Below are 20,759 nucleotides of genomic sequence, written 5' to 3' on the forward strand. Positions count from 1 at the left end.
TTATATTTGTATTCGCTGCTTAAGCGATTCCTGTTGTTTCTTTAAAAGCACGATATGCGCTCTCCCAAGCCTCATGCTGCTCTGGCTCATACACATCAACTGGGAATGACTCGCGTATCACTTTGCGCGCTTCCCAAATATCAGCAATCTGACCATTGGCAATCCACTGCACTATCATGTTGCCAATTGCGCTGCCTTCCACGGGCCCTGCCCACACCGGCTTGCCAATCGCATTTGCAGTCCATTGGCAGAGCAGCGTATTTTGGATGCCGCCGCCAACCATATGCAAACCGCTGAAAGCTTGACCAGACAATTGCTCTGTTAACTCTAGCACATTTCGGTACTTCAAGGCTAAGCTCTCCAAAATACACCGTACAATCGCCCCTGTATCAGCAAGTGCCTTCTGCCTTGTGCGCAAACAATACTCCGTTATTCTAGCAGGCATATCACCTGGGTGCAAAAACAACGGATCATCCGGATCAATAAACGCAGCGAATGGCTTAGCTTCTTCGGCAAGCTTTACTAATTCGGGGAACGTATAAGAAATTCCTGCCCGCTCCCATGAACGTCTGCATTCCTGCAAAATCCACAGCCCCATAATGTTCTTCAGCAAACGATACGTGCCATAAACGCCGCCTTCGTTCGTAAAGTTCAGCTGCTGCGACAATTCATTAATGACTGGCTCGTCGACTTCTGTACCCATAAGCGACCAAGTGCCGCAGCTTAAGTAAGCAAATGACTTTTCAAGTGCAGGCACTGCGGCAACCGCTGAGCCCGTATCATGCTCCGCTGCTGCATAAACAGGAACGGACTCTATGCCAAGCTCCTCGCATAGGGAAGCTCGCAAGCTGCCAACCTTCGCCCCTGGCTGTACAACCTCACCGAACAGTTCCGGCGAAATGCCAATCGAGCGAATCAGTTCCTCGTCCCAGCTGCCGGTAACAGGGTTATACAGCTGCGTTGTCGTTGCGTTGGAAAACTCATTATATTTCTCACCCGTCAAAAAATATCGGAGCAAATCCGGAATCATTAGAAAATGTTTGGCATCCCGCAGCTGCGGTGAATCTGCCTTCTTCAAAGCAGCCAGCTGGTAAATCGTATTAAACGGCAGAAACTGAATACCCGTCTTCGCAAATATCCCCGTTGCCGTCAATTCCTCTACTACCTGCTCCATTACGCCATCCGTATGATGATCGCGATAATGATAAGGATTGCCAAGCAGCTCCCCATTGCTTCCAATCAAGCCAAAATCAACGGCCCAAGAATCAATCGCAAGACTGTCCAGCGTAATGTCGCGATGCTTAACTAGCAGCAGCGCTTGCTTTAACTCATGTAGCAGTCGCAAAATATCCCAGTGCAGTCGATCGCCGACCTGCACCGGATCATTGGAGAACCGGTGCAGCTCCTCTACCTCGATCTTGCCATTATTCAGCCTGCCAAGCAGCGCTCTTCCGCTGCTTGCTCCGAGATCGTAAGCAAGGATGGTCACCAGCTGGCACCGCCCTTGCCTCTCGCCAATATGTCTTTGCCATAGCTGCTGCTTAGGTATGCTTTCATTGGATCATGCGGCAAGCCCTGCTCTTCGCGAATCGCGTGCAAAAGCGGTGTAACATCGAATTCAAATGCGCGGCGCACAGCATCCTCAGCGCCAAGAACATCATTGCGTTCAGCAGCATCATTCACTTCATCATGGTTAATGAGCAGCGCCTTTGCCAGCTGGGTTTGCACGTTAAGGACGGAGCGCAGCATGGCAGGGATTTTTTGCTCAATATTATGCGACTGGTCAATCATATACGTAATGCTTTCTGCATTGCCGCGAACAGCAGCATCCGCATCGCCTGTTGCGCTCAAAATTTGATAGAAAATCAAGAACAGCTCATAAGGATTCACAGAACCTACAATTAGATCATCATCCGCATATTTGCGGCTGTTGAAGTGGAAACCTCCCAGACGTTTCTCGTCCAGCAAATAAGCAACGATATGCTCGATGTTCGCGCCTGGCAGATGGTGGCCTGTATCAACAAGCACTTCCGCTTGCGGCCCTAGCTTTTGCGCCAAGTTGTAAGCCATGCCCCAGTCCGCAAGATCCGTATGATAGAACGCCGGCTCGAAACATTTGTATTCAATCAGCATACGCATGTCAGGCGTCATCGCACTGTACATTTCGGCCAAAGCTTCCTGCATCCAAGCTTTACGCTTGCGGATATGTCCTTGTCCTGGATAGTTTGTACCGTCGGCGAACCATAAGCTAAATTCACGCGAGCCCGTTTCCTTGGCAATATCTACGCATTCAAGCAAGTGATCAGTCGCTTTCCGGCGCACTGCAGCATCGGAATTCGTTACACTTCCAAGCATATAGTCTTCATCTTGGAATAGATTCGGATTTACCGCTCCAATCGATAGTCCAAGATCTTCCGCATGACTTCTAAGCTTGCCGTAATCCTCTACCTTATCCCAAGGAATATGGATAGCGATAGACGGAGCGATTCCTGTCAAACGATGCACCTGTGCAGCATCCTCAAATTTCTCAAACGGATTGCGAGGCACGCCTTCCTTCTGAAACACCTTAAAACGAGTACCGGAATCACCATATCCCCATGAAGGTGTTTCGATTTTGAGCGCTTTCAATTTTGCTTTTACCTCTTCAATGTTAATGCCTCTTTCTTTCTGCTGCTCCTCAAAAAACGTATAAGCGCGATCAGTCATTATGGAACACCCTCTCATTTATATTTTGAACCTATTTGATTGGAAAAGCCATCGTAGACATCAACGTATTCTCTGCCTGCGTCGAATCTAATCTGCTGTATTGTACAATGATTGGAATATTGCTCAGCACCTCAATGGCGTAAGGAACGCCGATTGGAATCGACGCCCCTTCCTTCATTAATGAGCTGGTTCGGATATGGTTTGTTCGTCTGCCAGGAACAACAACTTGAATATCTTCCATCGGCTCGCGATCCTCAAAATAAATCGTAATATGAATAATGGCTTCTTCGGTGGAGCAATTCAGCACGCATATCGATTCATGGCTGGTAAGCGTTCCCGTGCTGTCTGGCGGTATATAACCATCCGGTATATACCAAGATTTCTCGCCTCTCCCTTGGATCATATCGCCTAACCTCCTAACGGGTGAATGCAGCAGGTACGCCGCCGTCAATAGTTAACATACAGCCTGTTGTTTTATCTGCTTTGGAGGAGGCAAAAAATGCAATGCCCTCTGCGATGTCGCGCGGATAAATGTTGACGAGCAGCGTCGTGCGCTTGCGGTAGTATTCTTCCAGCTGATCCGGCTCAATGCCATAAGCCGCTGCACGTTCATTGCGCCAGCTGCCGTTCCAAATTGCCGACCCCTGCAAAATCGCATCCGGCAAAATCGTATTTACACGAATGCCGAATTCGCCGCCCTCAGCTGCGATACAGCGTGCCAAATGAGCTTCAAGCGCTTTTGCCGAGCTATAAGCAGATGCATTTTTACCCGCGTACACAGAGTTTTTCGATCCGATGAACACCATGTTGCCGCCAATGCTTTGCTGCTTCATTAATTTAAACGCTTCGCGAGCGACTAGGAAATAACCTGTTCCAAGCACATTCATATTCAAATTCCATTCCTTAAGTGATGTCTCGTCGAATGGGCTTGAAGTCGCAAGACCAGCGTTGTTCACGATAATGTCCACGCCGCCGTAAGCAAGTGCTGTCTCCGCATAAGCAGCTTTGACCTGCTCTTCGCTCGTTACATCCATTTTCACGGCTGTTGCTCGGCATTCGCCAAACTTCTCATTAATCTCTGAGGCAACCTTTTGCGCGCCTTCAAGATTAAGATCTGCAAGCACAACATGCGCACCCTCTGATACTAAACGGCGTGCTGTTTCACTTCCGATACCGCCAGCGCCGCCTGTGATGAAAGCAACCTTGCGCGAAAATTCCGTCTCAGCCGGAGCAAGCGACAATTTGTAAAGCTCTAATGGCCAGTATTCCACGTTGTACGACTCGTTCTCGCTAAGCGATACGAAATCACCTAATGCTGTTGCGCCGCGCATCACGGCAATCGCACGGTGGTATAGCGCTCCGCTCACTTGTGCCATCGCCCAGCTCTTGCCGGTGTTGATCATACCGATACCCGGAATTAGAATGACGCGAGGCGCTGCTTCAAACATGACGTCGCCTTCATTTTTGTTGCGTTCAAAATAAGCTTTATATTGCTCTTTATATGCAGCGATTCCTTCTGATAGTTTCGCCTTCAAACCATCGATATCCTCTGCATTTGGCGTCCAGTCAATAAACAATGGAACAACCTTCGTATGCACCAAATGATCCGGACATGCAGCGCCGACCTGCGATAATGTTGGAGAATTATTCCCGCTTACGAATGCAAGCACATCCGCTTCATCGTCAAATGTCAAAATCATCTTCTTCGCATCGCTCACTGCGCCGCGAATTGTAGGCATAACCTGTGCAGCTACGCTTTTGCGAACATCAGCTTCGAGCACCTCGTATTTCACGCCGCCAAACAATGAAGCCTCGTCAAAACGAGATTCAATGAATGCCTCTGCCTCGGAAATGATTTTGATCGTTTGCGCGTAACATTCCTCGCTTGTCTCGCCCCAAGTAACAAGGCCGTGCTTTTCCATCAGCACTAGCTCGGCATTTGGATTGGCAAGAACACCCTCGGCAATCATTTTGGAGAGATTGAAGCCTGGTCGTACATAAGGAACCCAGACGAAACGGTCGCCGAAAATTTCCTTCGCAAGCGCTTTGCCGTTATCCGCACAGCACAAGCTAATAATAGAATCGGGATGTGTATGATCCACATGTTTAAATGGAAGAAAAGCATGCAATAGCGTTTCAATCGACGCACGCGGGTGCTTCGAATCGATCATGCAGTTGACTAGGTAAGCAACCATCTCTTCGTCCGGCATTTCAGCACGTTCAAATAATGGACGGATATCATCCATCCGCAGTCCAGTAAAATTGCCTGCTTTCATAGAAGCAAGATCCGAACCGCTGCCCTTCACATACATCACTTCAACGTCGCGACCGCGGAAATCTTTTACGATTGTTTTGCTAGATGTATTGCCGCCGCCGTAATTGCAAACTCTGCGATCTGCACCAATGATGTTGGAGCGATATACGAGCTCAGCCAATCCGCCTTCCAACTGCGATGCTTTTTCGTTTTCCCACAAACTTTGTACCATGGATATACCTCCGAATGATGTTTTGTATTTGTTTGAATTGATCATACCACATTTGTTTGTGTTTGAATACGATTATTTCAAACACAAACAAAAATGTATATTTGTCGTTTTCTTTTTATTTTTTCGACTTACAAGCTATTCCCACAATTACGGGCAGCAAGCATATACTTAGTAGACAAACAAAAAAAGATGCCCCTCAAGGTTGTCAAAAACCTAAAGGGGCATCTCTTCATTATATACACTACGCAGCATTCCTTACTGGCAGCGCAGCGTCACTTCAATATCTTGGTTATAATTTCCGAATCCTTTGCCAAACAGCGTAACGCCGCCGCAATTTCTCGTCGTTGTGCTGGATGAGATGCGGAATAAAATTTCTTTGTCATACGCGAGCATTAGCTCGCCAATCGTAACATCAGATACTTTTATCCCGTCAATGTAAGATCCTTGCTGATTGACGCGGATCGTTTTCATAAATCCATACTGAATATTTTTATGCCACCACTCGGGAGTATACAACCCTCGCGAGCTTCCAAAATCGCCTGGATACGTCCACGTTCCAACACCGACACCGTTAATCGTAAAAGCAATATCCGATGGCAGGTGGTTGACGCTGCAAGGCGTGTCCGAACAGATCTCCATCGCGATTTCGAGCGACTCTGGCATTTCGTTGTTCACCATATAATTAGGTATACGGTATTCCACAAATCCTGAACCGAACCATAAGACTTTAGCATGGACATGCTCTGGATCGGCAAAATAACGCGGATCATCGCACATCCCGATCATTTGAGTATCGGATGCCAGTCCGCAGGTTGGTTTAATTTGGTACGAAGAATAATGTCCCACGGGAAGTGAAACCGAGTAACGCTTCGTTTCGTCCGTGACTGGTTCACTCTTAAAAACCAGCATCGCCTGCGACAGCTGGAGATGGCATATCTTTTGCATGCCGCGCTTGCCCGCCACGCTTTCGCTGCGAACAATGCCGGCTTCCTCCAGCATATGAATATGTCTTGTAACGATAGGAGACTTTATATCTAGCGCCTCGGATAAGCTTTTTATATTCATAGGCTGCACGCCTAGCAATTCAATCATTTTGACCCGTGTGTGTGATGAGAAGCATTCAAGAAACTTCATATTGCGGCTGCTCACTTCAATTTCCATTGCTGCTTCCCCTGTCTCTAGCTAATTTCAAATCATTATATAACTAAAAAGTTATCCTTTCAACACTTCCCTGCTCCACCTTGACTTATGGAGTAGAATTAACTAAAATAAACGGCGTATACATAACTCAAAAGATATTTAGTTACCTTTTTAGTTATCTAAATAGTTTTAGGAGGAATTAAGATGAACTCATTTCAATTCGTTAATCCAACTCATATTGTGTTTGGTGAAGGTACAGCCAAGCAAGTAGGCCAATTAACCTCCAAATACGGCAAAACAGTCCTGCTCGTTTACGGATCAGGCAGCGTCAAAAAAACAGGCTTGTACGATCAAACCGTAAGCCTTCTTCAAGAAGCTGGCATCAAGGTGCACGAGCTTCCTAATATTGAACCAAACCCGCGTTTAACTACCGTCAAAAAAGGGATCGACATTTGCCGCGCTGAAGGCGTTGATTTCATTCTAGCCGTTGGTGGAGGCAGCGTTATTGATGCAGCCAAAGCTATCGCTGCAGGTGTTCCTTATGAAGGCGATGTATGGGATTTCTTCACAGGCAAAGCTGTTATTCAAAAAGCGCTTCCGCTTGGTACGATTTTGACACTGGCTGCAACAGGTTCGGAAATGAACGGCTCTTCGGTCGTTACGAACTGGGAAGAAAACTTAAAGCGTGCTTTTGGCAGCTCGCATACGTATCCTGCATTCTCGATTCTCGATCCTACGCTTACGTACACGGTTCCTCGCAACCATACCGTTAACGGCGCTGTGGACATCATGTCCCATGTGTTCGAGCAATATTTCAGCTTAACGCCAAATACTCCGCTGCAGGAGCGCTTCTGCGAATCCATTTTGCAAACGGTAATTGAGAATGTTGAGTTAGCTCTTGAAAACCCTGAGGATGCGGCTGCTCGCGCGAACCTTATGTGGTGTGGTACGATGGCTTTGAATGGCGGTCTTATCAGCGTTGGCATGAGCAATGACTGGGCTTCGCACGGCATTGAGCATGAAGTGAGCGCCATTTACGATATTCCGCACGGCGCAGGCTTGGCTGTTATTTTCCCGAACTGGATGAAGTACGTTTATGAAGAGCGGGTGGATCGTTTCGTTCAATATGCAACTCGTGTATGGAATGTGAATCCAGAAGGCAAATCAGACAACGAAATCGCTCTTGAAGGCATTCAAGCGACTCGTGATTTCTTCACGAAAATTGGCGCTGAGTCACGTCTTGCCGACTTTGAGATCGGAAGCGACAAACTGGATCGCATGGCTGAGGAAGCTGTACGTTATGGCACGATTGGTTCATTCAAGCGTTTGGAAAAACAAGATGTTAAAGCTATTTTGGAATTATCACTTTAACTGGAGGTTACGATAAATGACTCATGCCCTAACAGCACATACCACATTAAGTAACGGAGTAAAAATGCCTTGGCTTGGCCTTGGCGTTTGGAAAGTGAAAGATGATGGGGAAGCGGAAAGAACGGTCGCCTCTGCGATTGAAGCTGGTTATAGAAGCATCGATACAGCAGCAGCTTACAATAATGAAGAGGGGGTTGGCGCTGGTATTCGCAACAGCGGGATCGCGCGCGACGAAATTTTTGTAACGACAAAAATTTGGAATGCTCATCAAGGCTACGATTCCACGCTGACTGCCTTTGAAGACAGCAGACGGAAACTTGGCATTGAAGTTGTTGATCTATTGCTCATCCACTGGCCTGTAAAGGATAAGTACTTGGAAACTTGGCGCGCGCTTGAAAAGCTGTACCGTGACGGTTATGTACGTGCAATTGGCGTGAGCAACTTCCAAATCCATCATCTACAGGATGTCATTACAGCAGGTGAATTTGTTCCTATGGTCAATCAAGTGGAATACCACCCGCTTCTTACACAAACGGAGCTTCACGCTTTTGCCAAGAGCCGCAGCATTCAGCTAATGGCTTGGAGCCCGCTTATGCAAGGAAACCTGGATCAAAGCGTGCTCGCTGATATTGCTGCCAAATACAGCAAATCGCCTGCTCAAGTGGTGCTTCGTTGGGATCTGCAAAACGAGGTCGTTACGATACCAAAATCGATTACTCCGGCTCGCATTAAAGAAAATGGAGATATTTTCGATTTCACGCTAACGTCTGAGGAAATGGCTCAAATCAGTGCGCTTAACCAAGATCACCGTTTTGGCCCAGATCCAGATAATTTCAACTTCTAAATTAAATCACTCCAAAATAATAACGGCTCCATCCTTGTTTCAAAGGATGGAGCCGTTTTTTGCTTAAATAGAATTATACGCGCTTAGTAACGTATATCTGTTTGGCCTAACGAGATGGGCTTTCTGCAAACTTGCCGTGAGCAGCTCCGTATCAACTCCAAGCTCCTCCGTCGTTGTCGGACCGCCAACCTGCTTCAGCCACGTTCTAATCTGGGCTTCATCCGGAAGTGCGGCAATGGCCTCCCGTACCTTCTCAGGATTAGCTGTAAAAGCTAGACCTTCTTCTTCAGCAGCAAGCTGGTGATATAGCTTGGAAATTTCCGCGCAGGCTACGCCAACCTTTGCACCGTGCAGCAGCTGTCTTTTGCCAAGGCGAATATATTCCATTTCCCAGAAATGCGACAAATGATGTTCTGATCCGGACGCCGAATGCGATTGACCGAATAAGAGCATGGCAAGGCCGGAATCAATAAGCGCTTCAATAAGTATGCGAATGCCTTGCTGGTCACGGGTAGCAATTAAAGAAGCATTCTCTACACATTTGTTAAGTGCAATACGCGTAATTTCAGCAACCTCTTCTGAATAGGGCTCACCGCCTTCAGCTGCGCCAAAGCTCCAATCAAATAACGATGTATATTTCCCCAGCATATCGCCAAAACCAGCAGCTACCATGACTGCTGGCGCCGCTGCGAGGATTTCCAAATCAGCAAATATCGCATCGGGGCCAATGGCTGCGATCGTCTTCTTCTCACCGCGAATAATAATCGGTGCTCCTTTGGAATTGAAGCCGTCAACAGATGGCGCAGTCGGAACAGATACAAAGGGAATGCCCGCTGTATAAGCGGCATAACGAGAGATATCGTGTATCGTTCCTGAGCCTGCTGCAATGACTACCTGTGCTTTGCGCAGTTGAATGTCCAATAAGAGCTGCACGATCGATGCTTCATCCGCAATGACATCGCCTTGGCGGTCCGCCTTTATAATCGTCACATGAACAGAAATACCTTGCGCTGCAATGGCTTCCTCAAGTTGTTTCCCAGCAATGTTGTATGTAATCGCATCCGCAGCAATAACAACCTGACTATACTGCTTTTCCTTTATATATGGAGCTACCGCTTGAAGGGCACCCGCTTCGACAAGCAAAGGGTTTATTTCAATCGCTCGCAACGTTTCTTCATCAAAACCTGCTGATAGCTTTTTCACTCTATCAATAAGGTTTGACATGGGCTATGCCTCATTTCGTAGTGTAATATTTTTATTCTGCTCTTGATGGCATACCTTGTCAACTTTAACAGCCTCTCCTTCTATTAATATTCACGGCTTGCTAGCGCCATTTTGGCAGATTCCTGCGTAAAAACACCTTCAGCAGTAATAATTTTCATCGGAAGCTCCTTGCCCTCTGACAAATCCTTAACCGCCTTCATGAGCTGAGGACCAAGCAGCGCATTGCATTCAACTGCAAAGTTAAGCTTTCCGATACTTAATGCTTTAAGAGCTGACTTAGTAGCATCAACAGAGATAATCGTAATGTCCTTACCCGGCCGCAAGCCAAAATCCTCAATGGCCTCAATAGCGCCTAAAGCCATATCATCATTATGGGAATAAACGACGTTTATCGCAGAGCCATGCCGTTTCAGCGCCGCCGCCATCAGCTCTTTGCCCTTCTTCTTCGTAAAGTCGCCTTGCAATGATTCAAGCAAGGTGAAGTTTTTATCGGTTTCGATAACCTCCTTGAACCCTTGCATCCGCCCAACAGCTGGTGCAGAGTGCGCTGTTCCTTGCAGCTCGACGAATTGATAGCTTTGTCCTTCCTCTGCCTCTTGAATCAACCATCTTGCCGCCCTTCTGCCTTCCTCGCGAAAATCTGAACCGATGTAAGCTGTCCACAGCGTATCATCGCTTACGTTCACTTCACGATCAGACAGTATGACTGGAATTCCTGCCTCCTTCGCCTCCTTCAATACTTCTTCCCAGCCGGTCTCCGTCTTCGGTGAGAAGGCGATCACATCCACCTTTTTCTTTATAAACTGCCGAATCAGTTCAATTTGTTTATCCTGCGACTGCTCCGCATTCTCATAAAGCAGCTCCACGCCTGCTTCCTTTGCCGCATTAATCACCGACTTTGTATTTGCGATTCGCCAGCCGCTTTCCGTACCCACCTGTGCAAACCCTAATACAATCGGAGATTGTGCCTCTTGGAGCGTAGGCGCTGGTGAATGCGTAACGCGCGGCTCGCCCTTCCCCTCCAGTTGATTCGTTATTTTCTGGCTGCGCAAAATAACTTTTTTGGGAATTCCCTTTTCTTTATTCAATATATCGACCGCATAACGAATCGCTTCCTTGCCGCCAGGGGGACTTGTAAAAGTGCCTGTCAGCTTGTTCTCCGAGACGAGCAGCAGGCTGCCGTTTTCAGAATTGACGCCATCGATGCCAATAATATTAATATCATTCCTATCAAGCTTCTGTACTGCACGATATGCGCCTAACGCCATCGCTTCATTATGGGCAAAGATTAAGTCAACCTCGGGTTGATCTTTTAACCAATCCGTTAGCAGATCCTCCGCTCGATCGCGCTGCCAATCCGCATTCATCGTCTGCACGATGCTAAGTTTGGAATTATGAATCGCTTCCCTAAATCCATTGCTGCGTTCTTCAACGGTCGGAGAACCGGCCAACCCTTGCATTTCAATAATTTTACCGCCCGACTCACCCAGCGTTTCCATTGCAAATTCGCCTGCTTTTCTGCCAATCATTTCATCGTCCGTACCGACATATAGCGTATAATCATATCCTGTCACGCCTCTTCCGAGCACGATAACAGGAATATTCTCGTAAACGGAGCTTACTGTTTGTGTGAGAGCTACTGGATCATCAAGCGATATGATGAGCAGATCGACGCCATATCCAACCAGCTTCTTCACATCCTTCGCCTGCTGCTCGCTGCTTTGCGCGGCATCGGTGAAGATGACCCGCATATCCGAGTGCCTGCTGACCTCCTGCTGAATTTCCTCATTCATGGCCACGCGCCAAGGCTCGCTCAAATTGGGCTGGGACACCCCGATCAAATAATTGTATCCGCTGTCATTTTTCACAACCTTTTCGTTCATTACGCACGCCCTCGTCCATACAACCAAAGCCACAAAAATCAAGCAAAGGATAAGAAAACCTGCTGCCTTTCTTCCAATCATGAACGTATCCCTTTCTTATAGACCATCGGCGAGGTTCCAGTCACCTTTTTAAAGGCGCTGCTGAAATAATGCTGGCTGCTGTACCCTACCTTCTCTGCAATTTCATACACTTTGAACATGGGATCGCTCATCAATTGAATCGCTTTCCGAATTCGAACCTCTGTCAAATAATCGATAAAAGAAAGCCCAAGCTCCCGCTTCAGCTGCTTGCTTAAATAAGTAGGACTAACCTGCACACCTTCAGCGACATCACCAAGCGTCAGCGAAGGCATGTAGAAATTACGATCAATAAATTTTTTCGTCAAAATAACGATCGGAGACAAACTGCCTTTGCTGCCAAGCTCTCTTGACAACGTACGGTACAGCTTCGGAAACTCTTCGATACTCTCCACTGCCTGCTGCTCAAAAATAATCGTTTTTTCAAGAAGCGCTTCCATTTTATCTTGAATTTTCTGTCCTAACTTGAGCCATTCGTTATAGCTGTCTATACAGCCCATGACGATGATTTGACCTTTCTTATCGTTAAGCACAACATGATTGCCTGCTCCATTGCCAGCAAGCAGGTCCTCCGTAATGTTTTTCAAAGCAAACTCCAGAAGGTCGCGGTCCCACACGCGCATCGCCTTGCCGGATTCCACGTTTTGAATCACCTTAAAGGCGATCATGCCGACAGCATCTACCCAGCCAAGCCTTAGGAAGGCGGTCTGATTATGAATTTCCTCAGGCGCAATAATGCCTTCCAGCCATTTCAACAAAAACGTATCCCGAATCGCGACGGAATTGGTTTTGAGCTGCTTATCCATCCATTCCAGCTTTTGCTCCTTGTCTCGTTTCTGCTCAAGCTCGCTGATTGCTTTGCGTACAACAGTCTCCAGCTTGCTTTTCATTACAGGCTTGAGCATATATTCAAATACATGCAGCTTTACGGCCTGCTGTGCGTAACGAAACTCATCATGTCCTGAAATAACAATCACAATGCTGCGTTCCAGCGTTTGCCGCAGCCGCTCAATGAACTCCAGCCCGTCTACAAATGGCATGCAAATATCAACAAACAAAATATCAGGCTTACGCTCTTCCGCAAGCTCAAGCGCTTGCAAGCCGTTCTCGGCTTCGCCTACCAGTTCTATGCCAAGCTCCTCCCAAGGAAGCACCTTGGCTAATCCTCTGCGAATCTTGGGCTCATCATCCGCTATAAGCAGCTTCCACATCTCCATACCCCCAGCCATTTCAAGTTATCCAACCATTAACGGTAGTTTTACCACGATTTTGGAGCCTTGTCCCCGCTCGCTCTCAATGGTAAGACCATAACCAGAGCCATATGACAGCTTGATTCGTTCATTCACATTGTACAATCCATAACCTCGATCCTCGCCGCTTTGCCGGATAGCATGAAACGATTCATTCATCTGAATCAGCCGCTCCGCTTCAAACCCGACGCCGTCATCTTCAACGACGAGAACCAGCTTATTGTCTTCTGCAGAGCCATGTATACGAATCGTGCCTTTAGCCAGCTTTTCTTTGATGCCATGATAGATCGCGTTCTCGACGAGCGGCTGCAAAATGATTTTGAGCACGCTTAGCGTCTGCAGCTCCTGCGGAATGTCGATCTCGAAGGATAACTTATCCTCATATCTGGCCATTTGAATAATCAAATAGCTCTCCACATGCTGAATCTCGTCGCTAAGCGGAATAACCTCTCGTCCTTTGCTAAGGCTGATTCGGAAGAGATGAGTTAAGGCAACTACGATATCGACGATATCATCGGCATCCCGGTCCTGTGCCATCCACTGAATCGTATCCAGCGTGTTATAGAGGAAATGGGGTTTAATTTGTGCTTGCAATATTTTCAGCTCGGCCTCGCGTTTCTCCCTTTGCTCCAAATATACGAGTTGAATCAAATTGTCAATTTCCTGCACCATATGGTTAAAGCTATTGCCCAGCTGTCCGATCTCATCTTTCGTTTTACTAGGAAAGCGCAGATGAAGCTCTCCTTCTTCTACCTTCTTCATTAAACTGCGCAGCTTCCCAACGGGACGAACGATCGCATTAGTGAAATACCAAGATGCCATAAAGGCAAGCAGCAGCGTGACCAGCGCAATAATAACGGTATAAAATTGAATGTCCGCAACAACTTGAAGCGACTCCTTAAGCGGAAACACGCCGACGATTCGCCAATCAAACTCTGGAAAGGTATTATAGATCATCTGGTATTCAAGCTCATTAACTTGGCGAATGACTTTGCCAGAGCGCCCCTCCATCCAATCGCCCGAAATGCGGTACACAATCGGATTGACTGGCGAATACACGACACCGCCATTCTCATCCATAATAAAAATAAAGCCGCTTTTCCCTAGCGATACCGATTCTACAATCGCCTGAATAATGTCTAATTTCATATCGATCAAAATAACGCCAAGCACTTGGCCGGTCAACGGGTCCTTTACAGCCCGCACGAACGACAGCACCTGATCAGCGCTTAAATTTTGCTCTGCTCTAATATTTCTCCCAATCGGATGGCTGAACAAATGAATATGCTCCGGCTGAAGAGCTGCCTTCTTATACCACTGCTCTTCCGTCATAAAATCTCTCGTAATCGGCTCTAAACCGCTGCTTGCGAATTGGTTGTTGCGGCTCACAATCATTGCTCCAGCAATTTCTACATGCTTCTCTATATAGACCCTCTGAAGTTTCCTCACCTTAGAATCCAGCAGCTTCAGCTGCCCTGATTCATTATTCGACCTTCTCATAAATTCGATGACCGACGCGTCCTGTGACAAATAATAAATAATGTTATCCATTTCTTTTATATATACTTCAATGTGGTTTTTTACCTGATTCATCATTTGCACCGTATGTGCGTTCGTTTCCTCTTCAATAGCATTTTTGTATAAGGTGCTGCCCAGAATGCTGAGCGCAGCGATTGAAAATAAAGTAATGATGACGAAATAAAATAAAAGCTTGAAACGGATACTACGATTCGCAAATAAACCGCTTAGCATAAACATTCAATCCGTCCTCATCAAATAGTGATCATTTCCTTTGAAATGCGAAAAACGAAACTGCATAAGAGATTTTTCTCTTCTGCAGTCTCGTAATTTACCTATCTTCAATTGCCATAATGATTAATATTTGCGATTTGGCAGCGCATCGATTGCTTTTTGGCCGAAATAAACGTCCTCATCCGATTTAATCCATTTTTCGAGCGTAGTGCCAGCTTTGTAATCGAGAATCGCTTGCTTCAGCTGTGGTCCCAGCAATGGATTACATTCTACAGTAACATTCATTTTACCTTCTGCAATCGCTTCAAAAGCTGCTTTAATGCCGTCAACGCCTATAATTTTAATATCTGTACCTGGCTTCAAGCCCGCTTCTTCAATCGCTTGAATCGCGCCTAGCGCCATATCGTCATTATGTGCGTAGACAACTTGGATGTTTTTATCCTTTTTCAAATAAGCTTCCATGACCTCTTTGCCTTTGGCGCGAGTGAAATCGCCTGTTTGGGAATAAACGATTTTGTAGCCGGCTTCGCCAGCAATCGCATCCTCGAATCCTTTTTTACGGTCATTCGCTGCGCTTGCACCTACTGTGCCTTCCAATTGAACGATGTTGACCTGAGCGCCAGCGCCAAACTCATCGATCATCCATTTCGCTGCGTTTTGACCCTCGAGAATAAAGTCGGAACCGATAAACGATACATACAAGTCCTCATTGCCTTTTGTAATGCCGCGGTCTAGCAAAAACACTGGAATATTCGCATCTTTAGCTTCCTTCAATACCGTTTCCCAGCCTGACTCTACGACTGGCGCAAGTCCAATGGCATCTACTTTTTGGGCGATAAACGTACGGATCGCTTTAATTTGGTTTTCTTGCTTTTGCTGTGCGTCAGAGAATTTCAGCTCGAAGTTCGGGTCTTCGCTAAATGTCGCTTTAACCGAATCGGTCTCAGCATCACGCCAGCCGCTTTCCGCACCGATTTGCGCGAATCCTACAACCAGCTTCTTGTTCGCTTCCGGTGGTGCTTCCGTTGCCGCATTCTCTGTTGGCTTGTTTGTTGCATTTCCGCTTACTGGTTTGTTGCCCCCATTATTGCTGTTGTTGCCACAACCGGCGATCAAGCCTACCAGCATAATCGCAGCTAGCATCGTGACGATAAACGGTTTCTTTCTGTTCATTCTTATTTCCTCCCTATCGAACTTGTATTGGCTACACTCTCAATATACAAATGTTGCAAATGTTCTGTATTTACAAATTAACGACTTTATTTTCAAATTTCGGTTTATTTTTGGAAGCTGGCAAGGCGTTTTTTTCTTTTCTCATCACAATAATTCGTTGAAAAGCCATAAAAAGAAACAATAAAAATCCAATAGTAATCTTGGTCCACCAAGAGCTGAGCGTCCCTTGAAACATAATGATCGTTTGTATAATGCCTGTACAAAGCACGCCGAGCGTTGGCCCGATCAAATAACCAAATCCGCCAGTGAGCAAAATACCGCCAATAACGCACGACGCAATCGCATCCATTTCCATACCCATCAAATGCAGCGAATAGCCCGACAGCATATAAAGTGTAAACACGATGCCCCCAATTGCAGAAAACAAACCGCTTAAGGTGTATACAAGAATCGTCGTTCGAGCAACAGGCAGCCCCATCAAAACAGCAGACTTTTCACTGCCGCCAATCGCATACACCGCCCTGCCAAAGGAGGAATACCGCCCGATCAGGAGAGCAGCGATAACAACGGCAATCGCAATGACGACACTAATCGTTATAAAATGATCGCCCCACAAATAAATTTTGTATTGGGAGAGCTTCACATAAACTGAATTGCTAATAACGATACTCTCCGTGCTGATGAGAAAGCTAATCCCTCTAGCGAGGAACATTCCCGCCAGCGTGACAATCCAAGGATGAAGCTGAAAGCGCTGAATCAAATACCCTTGCCCTGCCCCAAACAGCGTACCAATGACGAGAGCAACGATCGTTACAACAAGCGCGTTTGCCCCATGCTGGAAGAGTGACGCCGACACCATGCTGATCAGCGCAACGACCGAAGCCACGGATAAATCGATGCCGCCTTTAATAATGACGAATGCCATGCCTGTGGCCACAATAATGAGATAGGCATTGTCTATAAAAAGATTCAAAAATACTTGCATGGAGAAAAAGCCCTTGTAAAGCGCAGCACCTGACCCGTACAAAATAAACAAAAGAAGCAGCGTAGCCAAAACAATAATATTGTTATGGCTAATTTTCAGAGAAATCAGCTTCATTATGCCGCCACCTTCTTTTTCACCAATTTGAATGACTGCCGGAATAAGTCGGATTGAATCAAGCAGACGATAATAACAACAACCGCTTTAACGAGCAAAATGCTGGAAGGCTCAACACCCAAAGAATAAATCGTCGTCGTCAAGCTTTGGATGAACAAGGCTCCGAAGATCGTTCCGCCAAGGTAGAAGCGTCCGCCACGCATCGAGGTTCCGCCAATTACGACAGCTAAAATAGCATCCAGCTCTATCCACAGTCCAGCATTGTTCGCATCGGCACTTGCTACGTTTGCGCTAATAATAATGCCGGCAATACCGGCGCAAATGCCCGTAATCGTATATGCGGTCATGAAGATTACTTTAGGACGTATACCCGCATAGCTGCTCGCTGTCTTATTGCCGCCAGCAGCCTCTAGAAAAAGTCCGAACGCGGTACGCGTTTTGAATAGATATACGAGTAAAAATACAGCCATTGCAATGAACAGCGGAAACGGCATCCCTAGCAAATGCCCTTTTCCAATAAACTGATACGCCTTATCGTTAGTCGTAAGCACTTGCCCGCTCGTAATTAGTTGAGCGATTCCTCGGCCAATCGTCAGCAAAATTAAGGTAGCCACCATCGGCTGAATGCCAATCATCGCAACCAGCATCCCATTCCATAATCCGCATAATAATCCTGCAAATACACCCGCTAGAATGACAAGCCAAAGTGGATACCCATCGAGCATAAATACCGCGATAGCCCCCGAAATAGCGAGAACTGATCCTACGGATATATCAATTCCCTCTTTAGCAATGACTAGAGTCATGCCAATAGCAATGATGATGAGCGGCGATCCATTTTTCAAAATATCAATCAAATTGCCGAATAAATGACCGTCCTTCCATTCCATTCGAAAAAAATCAGGGATGACGATCAAATTGAAAAGAAACAATACAGCGAGTGCCAGAATCGGCCAAATGATTTTCTGCTTGCTTAAACTACGCGCCAATCCCGTCAGACCCGCCATACATTTCCGCTCCCTTCGCAATCATTTCCATAATAATGTTCTCGCGCATGTTTGCGCCGGCGACCTCGCCGATCTTAATCCGATCGCGTAAAACGATAATCCGATTGCAGCATTGAACGATTTCCTCTAGCTCCGCCGATATGATGAGGATCGATATGCCTGTTGCCGCCAAATCAAGAATGAGCTTGCGGATTTCCATCTTGGAACCAACATCGATTCCGCGTGTCGGCTCATCCAGAATAAGCAGCTTCGGCTGCGTAGCAAGCCACCTCGCCAAAATAACCTTTTGCTGATTTCCGCCGCTTAGATTTTCAATCTTCTGCTCCGCGCTTGGCGTTTTGATCTTTAGCAGCTCAATGTAATGATTGGCGATTTCCTTTTGCTTGCGCAGCGGTATGAATGAGAAGAGGCCTTTACGGGCTTGCAGCGCCAAAACGATATTTTCACGAATGGTAAGCTCTCCTATGATGCCTGCTACTTTGCGATCCTCTGGCGTGAATCCAAGCCCTTTCTGAATAGCTTTCTGCGGGTACATAGAAGAAATAAGCTCGCCGTCAATGGTCAAGCTGCCTTCATCCGCTTTGTCGATGCCAAAGATGAGTTTAGCGATTTCTGTTCGGCCAGAGCCAAGAAGTCCTGCAAGACCAAGCACCTCCCCTTTCCCGATCTGAAGATCGATAGGATTAATGCTGCCTCGTTTGCCAAGCGAGCTGGCCTCCAAAAAGTTTCCGCCAGCCGTTCGCTCTACTGCCTTTTTCCCTGTTGCTTCTTCTACGCTCCATTCCCTGCCGATCATATGGGACACAAGCACTGTTTTGGTCAGATCCTTCGTTAAGTATTCGCCGACGAGCATCCCATTGCGCAGCACCGTAATCCGGTCGGTTACTTCATATACCTGGTCTAGGAAATGAGTAACAAATAAGATGCCCATGCCCTCTTGCTTCAGAATGCGCATAACTTTGAACAGCTGTTTAACCTCATTCGCATCAAGGCTTGACGTAGGCTCATCCAATATAAGAATACCGTTCGAAATATCAACAGCTCTCGCAATGGCTACCATTTGCTGAATAGCAACCGAATAATGCGATAATGTTTGCTTAACATCAATCGCAAGGTCTAGACGCTCCAGCAGCCGCTCGCTGCCTTGGTACATTTTGTCCCAGTCTATTAATCCGCGTTTTCTGGGATGACGACCAATATAAATGTTCTCAGCCACGCTGAGATTTGGGCATAAATTGACCTCTTGATATACCGTACTTATGCCAAGCCGCTGTGCTTCCAGCGGAGATTTTGGAGCTATCGTCCTGCCAGCTAGCAACACCTCTCCAGCATCCCATTTGTGCACGCCGGTCGCTACTTTAATCAACGTCGATTTTCCTGCGCCGTTCTCTCCCATGAGCGCATGGATCTCGCCTTTCCTGAGACCAAAATCAACATTTGAAAGCGCCTTGACGCCAGGAAACGATTTGCTAATTCCTTTCATATGCAGCACATAATCGGTGCCCATGGTCCTTCACCTCTTTCCGTTTTCACCTCCAATTGTAGAAAAAACGACCATCGTTCGTATTTAGAAATATAGGTCTTTTTTTAATGAATTCGGACATTTATGCAAAACAAAAGAGCGACCCCGCAGCTGCATCAGCTAGGAGTCACTCTTTTGTTTACCTATGATTTATTTGCCTGCGGCTGCTTCCATAAAGCCAGCAATTTGTACCTTTTGACCGGTTTTTGCACTCTCAAGTGATGCCAGAACCATCGCCATACTATAAATATTGTCGCTGCAATCCGTTTCCGGCTTGCTGCCTGCCTCAAGCGAAGCGAACATATTGTCCAAACAGCCTTTATGATGCGTATTTTCCATTTCAGGAAGCTGGGATTCTACTCGTTTATAGTCACGTATGAATTTCCCACTCTGGTCACCGCTAACCACGATCTCCGCGTACGGGTTGTTATCTCCTTCCCAAATCGCTGTACCATGCTCGCCAGTTACTCTCCAAGAAGCCTCCCATGTTGTGGACGCCCCCTCCGCGCACCAAGACCCGCGATAATTAAATACGGAACCGTCGGACATCTCAAAAATACATATCGCATTGGCATTTCCTGCATACCAAGAGCCTGGAGGATTAAACTCATGACAATAGACAGAAACAGGATCAGCACCAATAATAAATCTCGCCTGATCGAAGGTATGAATCGCCATATCCAGCAGTAATGGGCTGTCCATCGCATCGCGGAACCCGCCAAAATGTGCGCCTAGAAAAAAGTCTGCGCCTACAAAACCTGGTTTGCCGATCGTGCCCTCCTCAAGCAATTGCCGAAATGCACGAATACGCGGGTCAAACCTCCGATTTTGCATTACGGCATGTGTTCTGTCCGACTCGGCAGCAATACGTACGATTGCATTGCAATCAGCCATCGATTCTGCAAGCGGCTTTTCTCCGAATACATGGCAGCCCATCTCTAGAGCCGTCGTACTGATTGTATAATGGCTTGCAGGAATGGTCACATCAAATACGATCGTTGCATCTGTCTCCGCGATCGCTTTTTTAATGTCGGTAAAGGTTGGACAATGAAGTCCCTTGCGTTCAGCCATCGCTTGCGCAAACTCTTCCTTAATATCAACAAGCCCGACAATTTCAGTGTCTTCCCGTTCTTTGGCGTAGTCTACCCAAGTATTCGCCATGCCTCCGCAGCCGGCTACGACTACACGATGCTTAATCGACATTGTATTCTCTCCTTTTTTGAA

Annotated in this window: 16 protein-coding genes; 2 read left to right on the forward strand and 14 right to left on the reverse strand. The window is 46.7% G+C overall.

Annotation, left to right across the window (positions count from 1 at the left end; all coding sequences use genetic code 11):
* Positions 1-19 precede the first annotated feature (19 nt).
* From ACIFSR_RS01025 to ACIFSR_RS01045, 5 genes are all read right to left on the reverse strand, one after another.
* Complete coding sequence (locus ACIFSR_RS01025) at positions 20-1,489, reverse strand: rhamnulokinase (protein ID WP_430054193.1); 1,470 nt, start codon at positions 1,487-1,489, stop codon at positions 20-22.
* The gene (gene rhaI, locus ACIFSR_RS01030; RefSeq protein ID WP_430054196.1) at positions 1,486-2,706 is read right to left on the reverse strand and encodes an L-rhamnose isomerase; all 1,221 of its coding nucleotides are present in this window, start codon (positions 2,704-2,706) and stop codon (positions 1,486-1,488) included. Before rhaI ends, ACIFSR_RS01025 begins: the two co-directional genes overlap by 4 nt.
* A 31-nt stretch (positions 2,707-2,737) precedes the next feature.
* The gene (locus ACIFSR_RS01035; RefSeq protein WP_339203652.1) at positions 2,738-3,109 is read right to left on the reverse strand and encodes a sensory rhodopsin transducer; all 372 of its coding nucleotides are present in this window, start codon (positions 3,107-3,109) and stop codon (positions 2,738-2,740) included.
* Positions 3,110-3,122: 13 nt separating this feature from the next.
* On the reverse strand, positions 3,123-5,192 hold the full coding sequence (locus ACIFSR_RS01040; RefSeq protein WP_339203653.1) for a bifunctional aldolase/short-chain dehydrogenase: 2,070 nt from the start codon (positions 5,190-5,192) through the stop codon (positions 3,123-3,125).
* Between the two features lie 255 nt (positions 5,193-5,447).
* Positions 5,448-6,353: an ArsR/SmtB family transcription factor gene (locus ACIFSR_RS01045; RefSeq protein WP_076266748.1), complete on the reverse strand. Its 906-nt coding sequence runs from the start codon at positions 6,351-6,353 to the stop codon at positions 5,448-5,450.
* Positions 6,354-6,536: 183 nt separating this feature from the next.
* Here ACIFSR_RS01045 and ACIFSR_RS01050 point away from each other — a divergent pair, with 183 nt between their 5' ends.
* Entirely contained in the window at positions 6,537-7,703 is a 1,167-nt protein-coding gene (locus tag ACIFSR_RS01050; RefSeq protein ID WP_076266747.1) for an iron-containing alcohol dehydrogenase, read from the forward strand.
* A 16-nt stretch (positions 7,704-7,719) separates the two neighbouring features.
* The gene (locus ACIFSR_RS01055) at positions 7,720-8,547 is read left to right on the forward strand and encodes an aldo/keto reductase (protein ID WP_430054199.1); all 828 of its coding nucleotides are present in this window, start codon (positions 7,720-7,722) and stop codon (positions 8,545-8,547) included.
* 63 nt (positions 8,548-8,610) lie between these two features.
* On the opposite strand, the gene ACIFSR_RS01060 is transcribed toward ACIFSR_RS01055, so the two are convergent.
* The 9 genes from ACIFSR_RS01060 to ACIFSR_RS01100 form a co-directional block, all read right to left on the reverse strand.
* A complete protein-coding gene (locus tag ACIFSR_RS01060) occupies positions 8,611-9,771 on the reverse strand; it encodes a sn-glycerol-1-phosphate dehydrogenase (RefSeq protein ID WP_430054201.1) in 1,161 nt (386 codons plus the stop codon).
* Positions 9,772-9,854: 83 nt separating this feature from the next.
* Positions 9,855-11,654, reverse strand: a complete 1,800-nt coding sequence (locus ACIFSR_RS01065; protein ID WP_430054202.1) for a substrate-binding domain-containing protein — start codon at positions 11,652-11,654, stop codon at positions 9,855-9,857.
* Between the two features lie 77 nt (positions 11,655-11,731).
* Positions 11,732-12,943, reverse strand: coding sequence for a response regulator transcription factor (locus ACIFSR_RS01070; RefSeq protein ID WP_430054205.1), 1,212 nt, complete (start codon positions 12,941-12,943; stop codon positions 11,732-11,734).
* Positions 12,944-12,967: 24 nt separating this feature from the next.
* Positions 12,968-14,740: a cache domain-containing sensor histidine kinase gene (locus ACIFSR_RS01075; RefSeq protein WP_430054208.1), complete on the reverse strand. Its 1,773-nt coding sequence runs from the start codon at positions 14,738-14,740 to the stop codon at positions 12,968-12,970.
* Between the two features lie 117 nt (positions 14,741-14,857).
* The gene (locus ACIFSR_RS01080) at positions 14,858-15,907 is read right to left on the reverse strand and encodes an ABC transporter substrate-binding protein (protein WP_339203659.1); all 1,050 of its coding nucleotides are present in this window, start codon (positions 15,905-15,907) and stop codon (positions 14,858-14,860) included.
* Positions 15,908-15,977: 70 nt separating this feature from the next.
* A complete protein-coding gene (gene yjfF / locus ACIFSR_RS01085; protein ID WP_076266740.1) occupies positions 15,978-17,006 on the reverse strand; it encodes a galactofuranose ABC transporter, permease protein YjfF in 1,029 nt (342 codons plus the stop codon).
* Positions 17,006-18,013, reverse strand: a complete 1,008-nt coding sequence (locus ACIFSR_RS01090) for an ABC transporter permease (protein WP_430054211.1) — start codon at positions 18,011-18,013, stop codon at positions 17,006-17,008. The genes yjfF and ACIFSR_RS01090 overlap by 1 nt, the downstream gene beginning before the upstream one ends.
* Positions 17,985-19,520, reverse strand: a complete 1,536-nt coding sequence (locus ACIFSR_RS01095) for a sugar ABC transporter ATP-binding protein (RefSeq protein ID WP_430054214.1) — start codon at positions 19,518-19,520, stop codon at positions 17,985-17,987. The genes ACIFSR_RS01090 and ACIFSR_RS01095 overlap by 29 nt, the downstream gene beginning before the upstream one ends.
* A gap of 165 nt (positions 19,521-19,685) precedes the next feature.
* Positions 19,686-20,738: a Gfo/Idh/MocA family protein gene (locus ACIFSR_RS01100; RefSeq protein ID WP_339203662.1), complete on the reverse strand. Its 1,053-nt coding sequence runs from the start codon at positions 20,736-20,738 to the stop codon at positions 19,686-19,688.
* Positions 20,739-20,759 lie beyond the last annotated feature (21 nt).

The organism is Paenibacillus sp. NRS-1760 (assembly GCF_050467785.1).
GTDB lineage: Bacteria > Bacillota > Bacilli > Paenibacillales > Paenibacillaceae > Pristimantibacillus.

Bases quoted from the DNA above. Each gene is read 5' to 3' on its own strand.
- rhaI (WP_430054196.1), bottom strand. From the start codon at position 2,706: ATGACTGATCGCGCTTATACGTTTTTTGAGGAGCAGCAGAAAGAAAGA.
- ACIFSR_RS01035 (WP_339203652.1), bottom strand. From the start codon at position 3,109: ATGATCCAAGGGAGAGGCGAGAAATCTTGGTATATACCGGATGGTTAT.
- ACIFSR_RS01040 (WP_339203653.1), bottom strand. From the start codon at position 5,192: ATGGTACAAAGTTTGTGGGAAAACGAAAAAGCATCGCAGTTGGAAGGC.
- ACIFSR_RS01045 (WP_076266748.1), bottom strand. From the start codon at position 6,353: ATGGAAATTGAAGTGAGCAGCCGCAATATGAAGTTTCTTGAATGCTTC.
- ACIFSR_RS01050 (WP_076266747.1), top strand. From the start codon at position 6,537: ATGAACTCATTTCAATTCGTTAATCCAACTCATATTGTGTTTGGTGAA.
- ACIFSR_RS01055 (WP_430054199.1), top strand. From the start codon at position 7,720: ATGACTCATGCCCTAACAGCACATACCACATTAAGTAACGGAGTAAAA.
- ACIFSR_RS01060 (WP_430054201.1), bottom strand. From the start codon at position 9,771: ATGTCAAACCTTATTGATAGAGTGAAAAAGCTATCAGCAGGTTTTGAT.
- ACIFSR_RS01065 (WP_430054202.1), bottom strand. From the start codon at position 11,654: ATGAACGAAAAGGTTGTGAAAAATGACAGCGGATACAATTATTTGATC.
- ACIFSR_RS01070 (WP_430054205.1), bottom strand. From the start codon at position 12,943: ATGTGGAAGCTGCTTATAGCGGATGATGAGCCCAAGATTCGCAGAGGA.
- ACIFSR_RS01075 (WP_430054208.1), bottom strand. From the start codon at position 14,740: ATGTTTATGCTAAGCGGTTTATTTGCGAATCGTAGTATCCGTTTCAAG.
- ACIFSR_RS01080 (WP_339203659.1), bottom strand. From the start codon at position 15,907: ATGAACAGAAAGAAACCGTTTATCGTCACGATGCTAGCTGCGATTATG.
- yjfF (WP_076266740.1), bottom strand. From the start codon at position 17,006: ATGAAGCTGATTTCTCTGAAAATTAGCCATAACAATATTATTGTTTTG.
- ACIFSR_RS01090 (WP_430054211.1), bottom strand. From the start codon at position 18,013: ATGGCGGGTCTGACGGGATTGGCGCGTAGTTTAAGCAAGCAGAAAATC.
- ACIFSR_RS01095 (WP_430054214.1), bottom strand. From the start codon at position 19,520: ATGGGCACCGATTATGTGCTGCATATGAAAGGAATTAGCAAATCGTTT.
- ACIFSR_RS01100 (WP_339203662.1), bottom strand. From the start codon at position 20,738: ATGTCGATTAAGCATCGTGTAGTCGTAGCCGGCTGCGGAGGCATGGCG.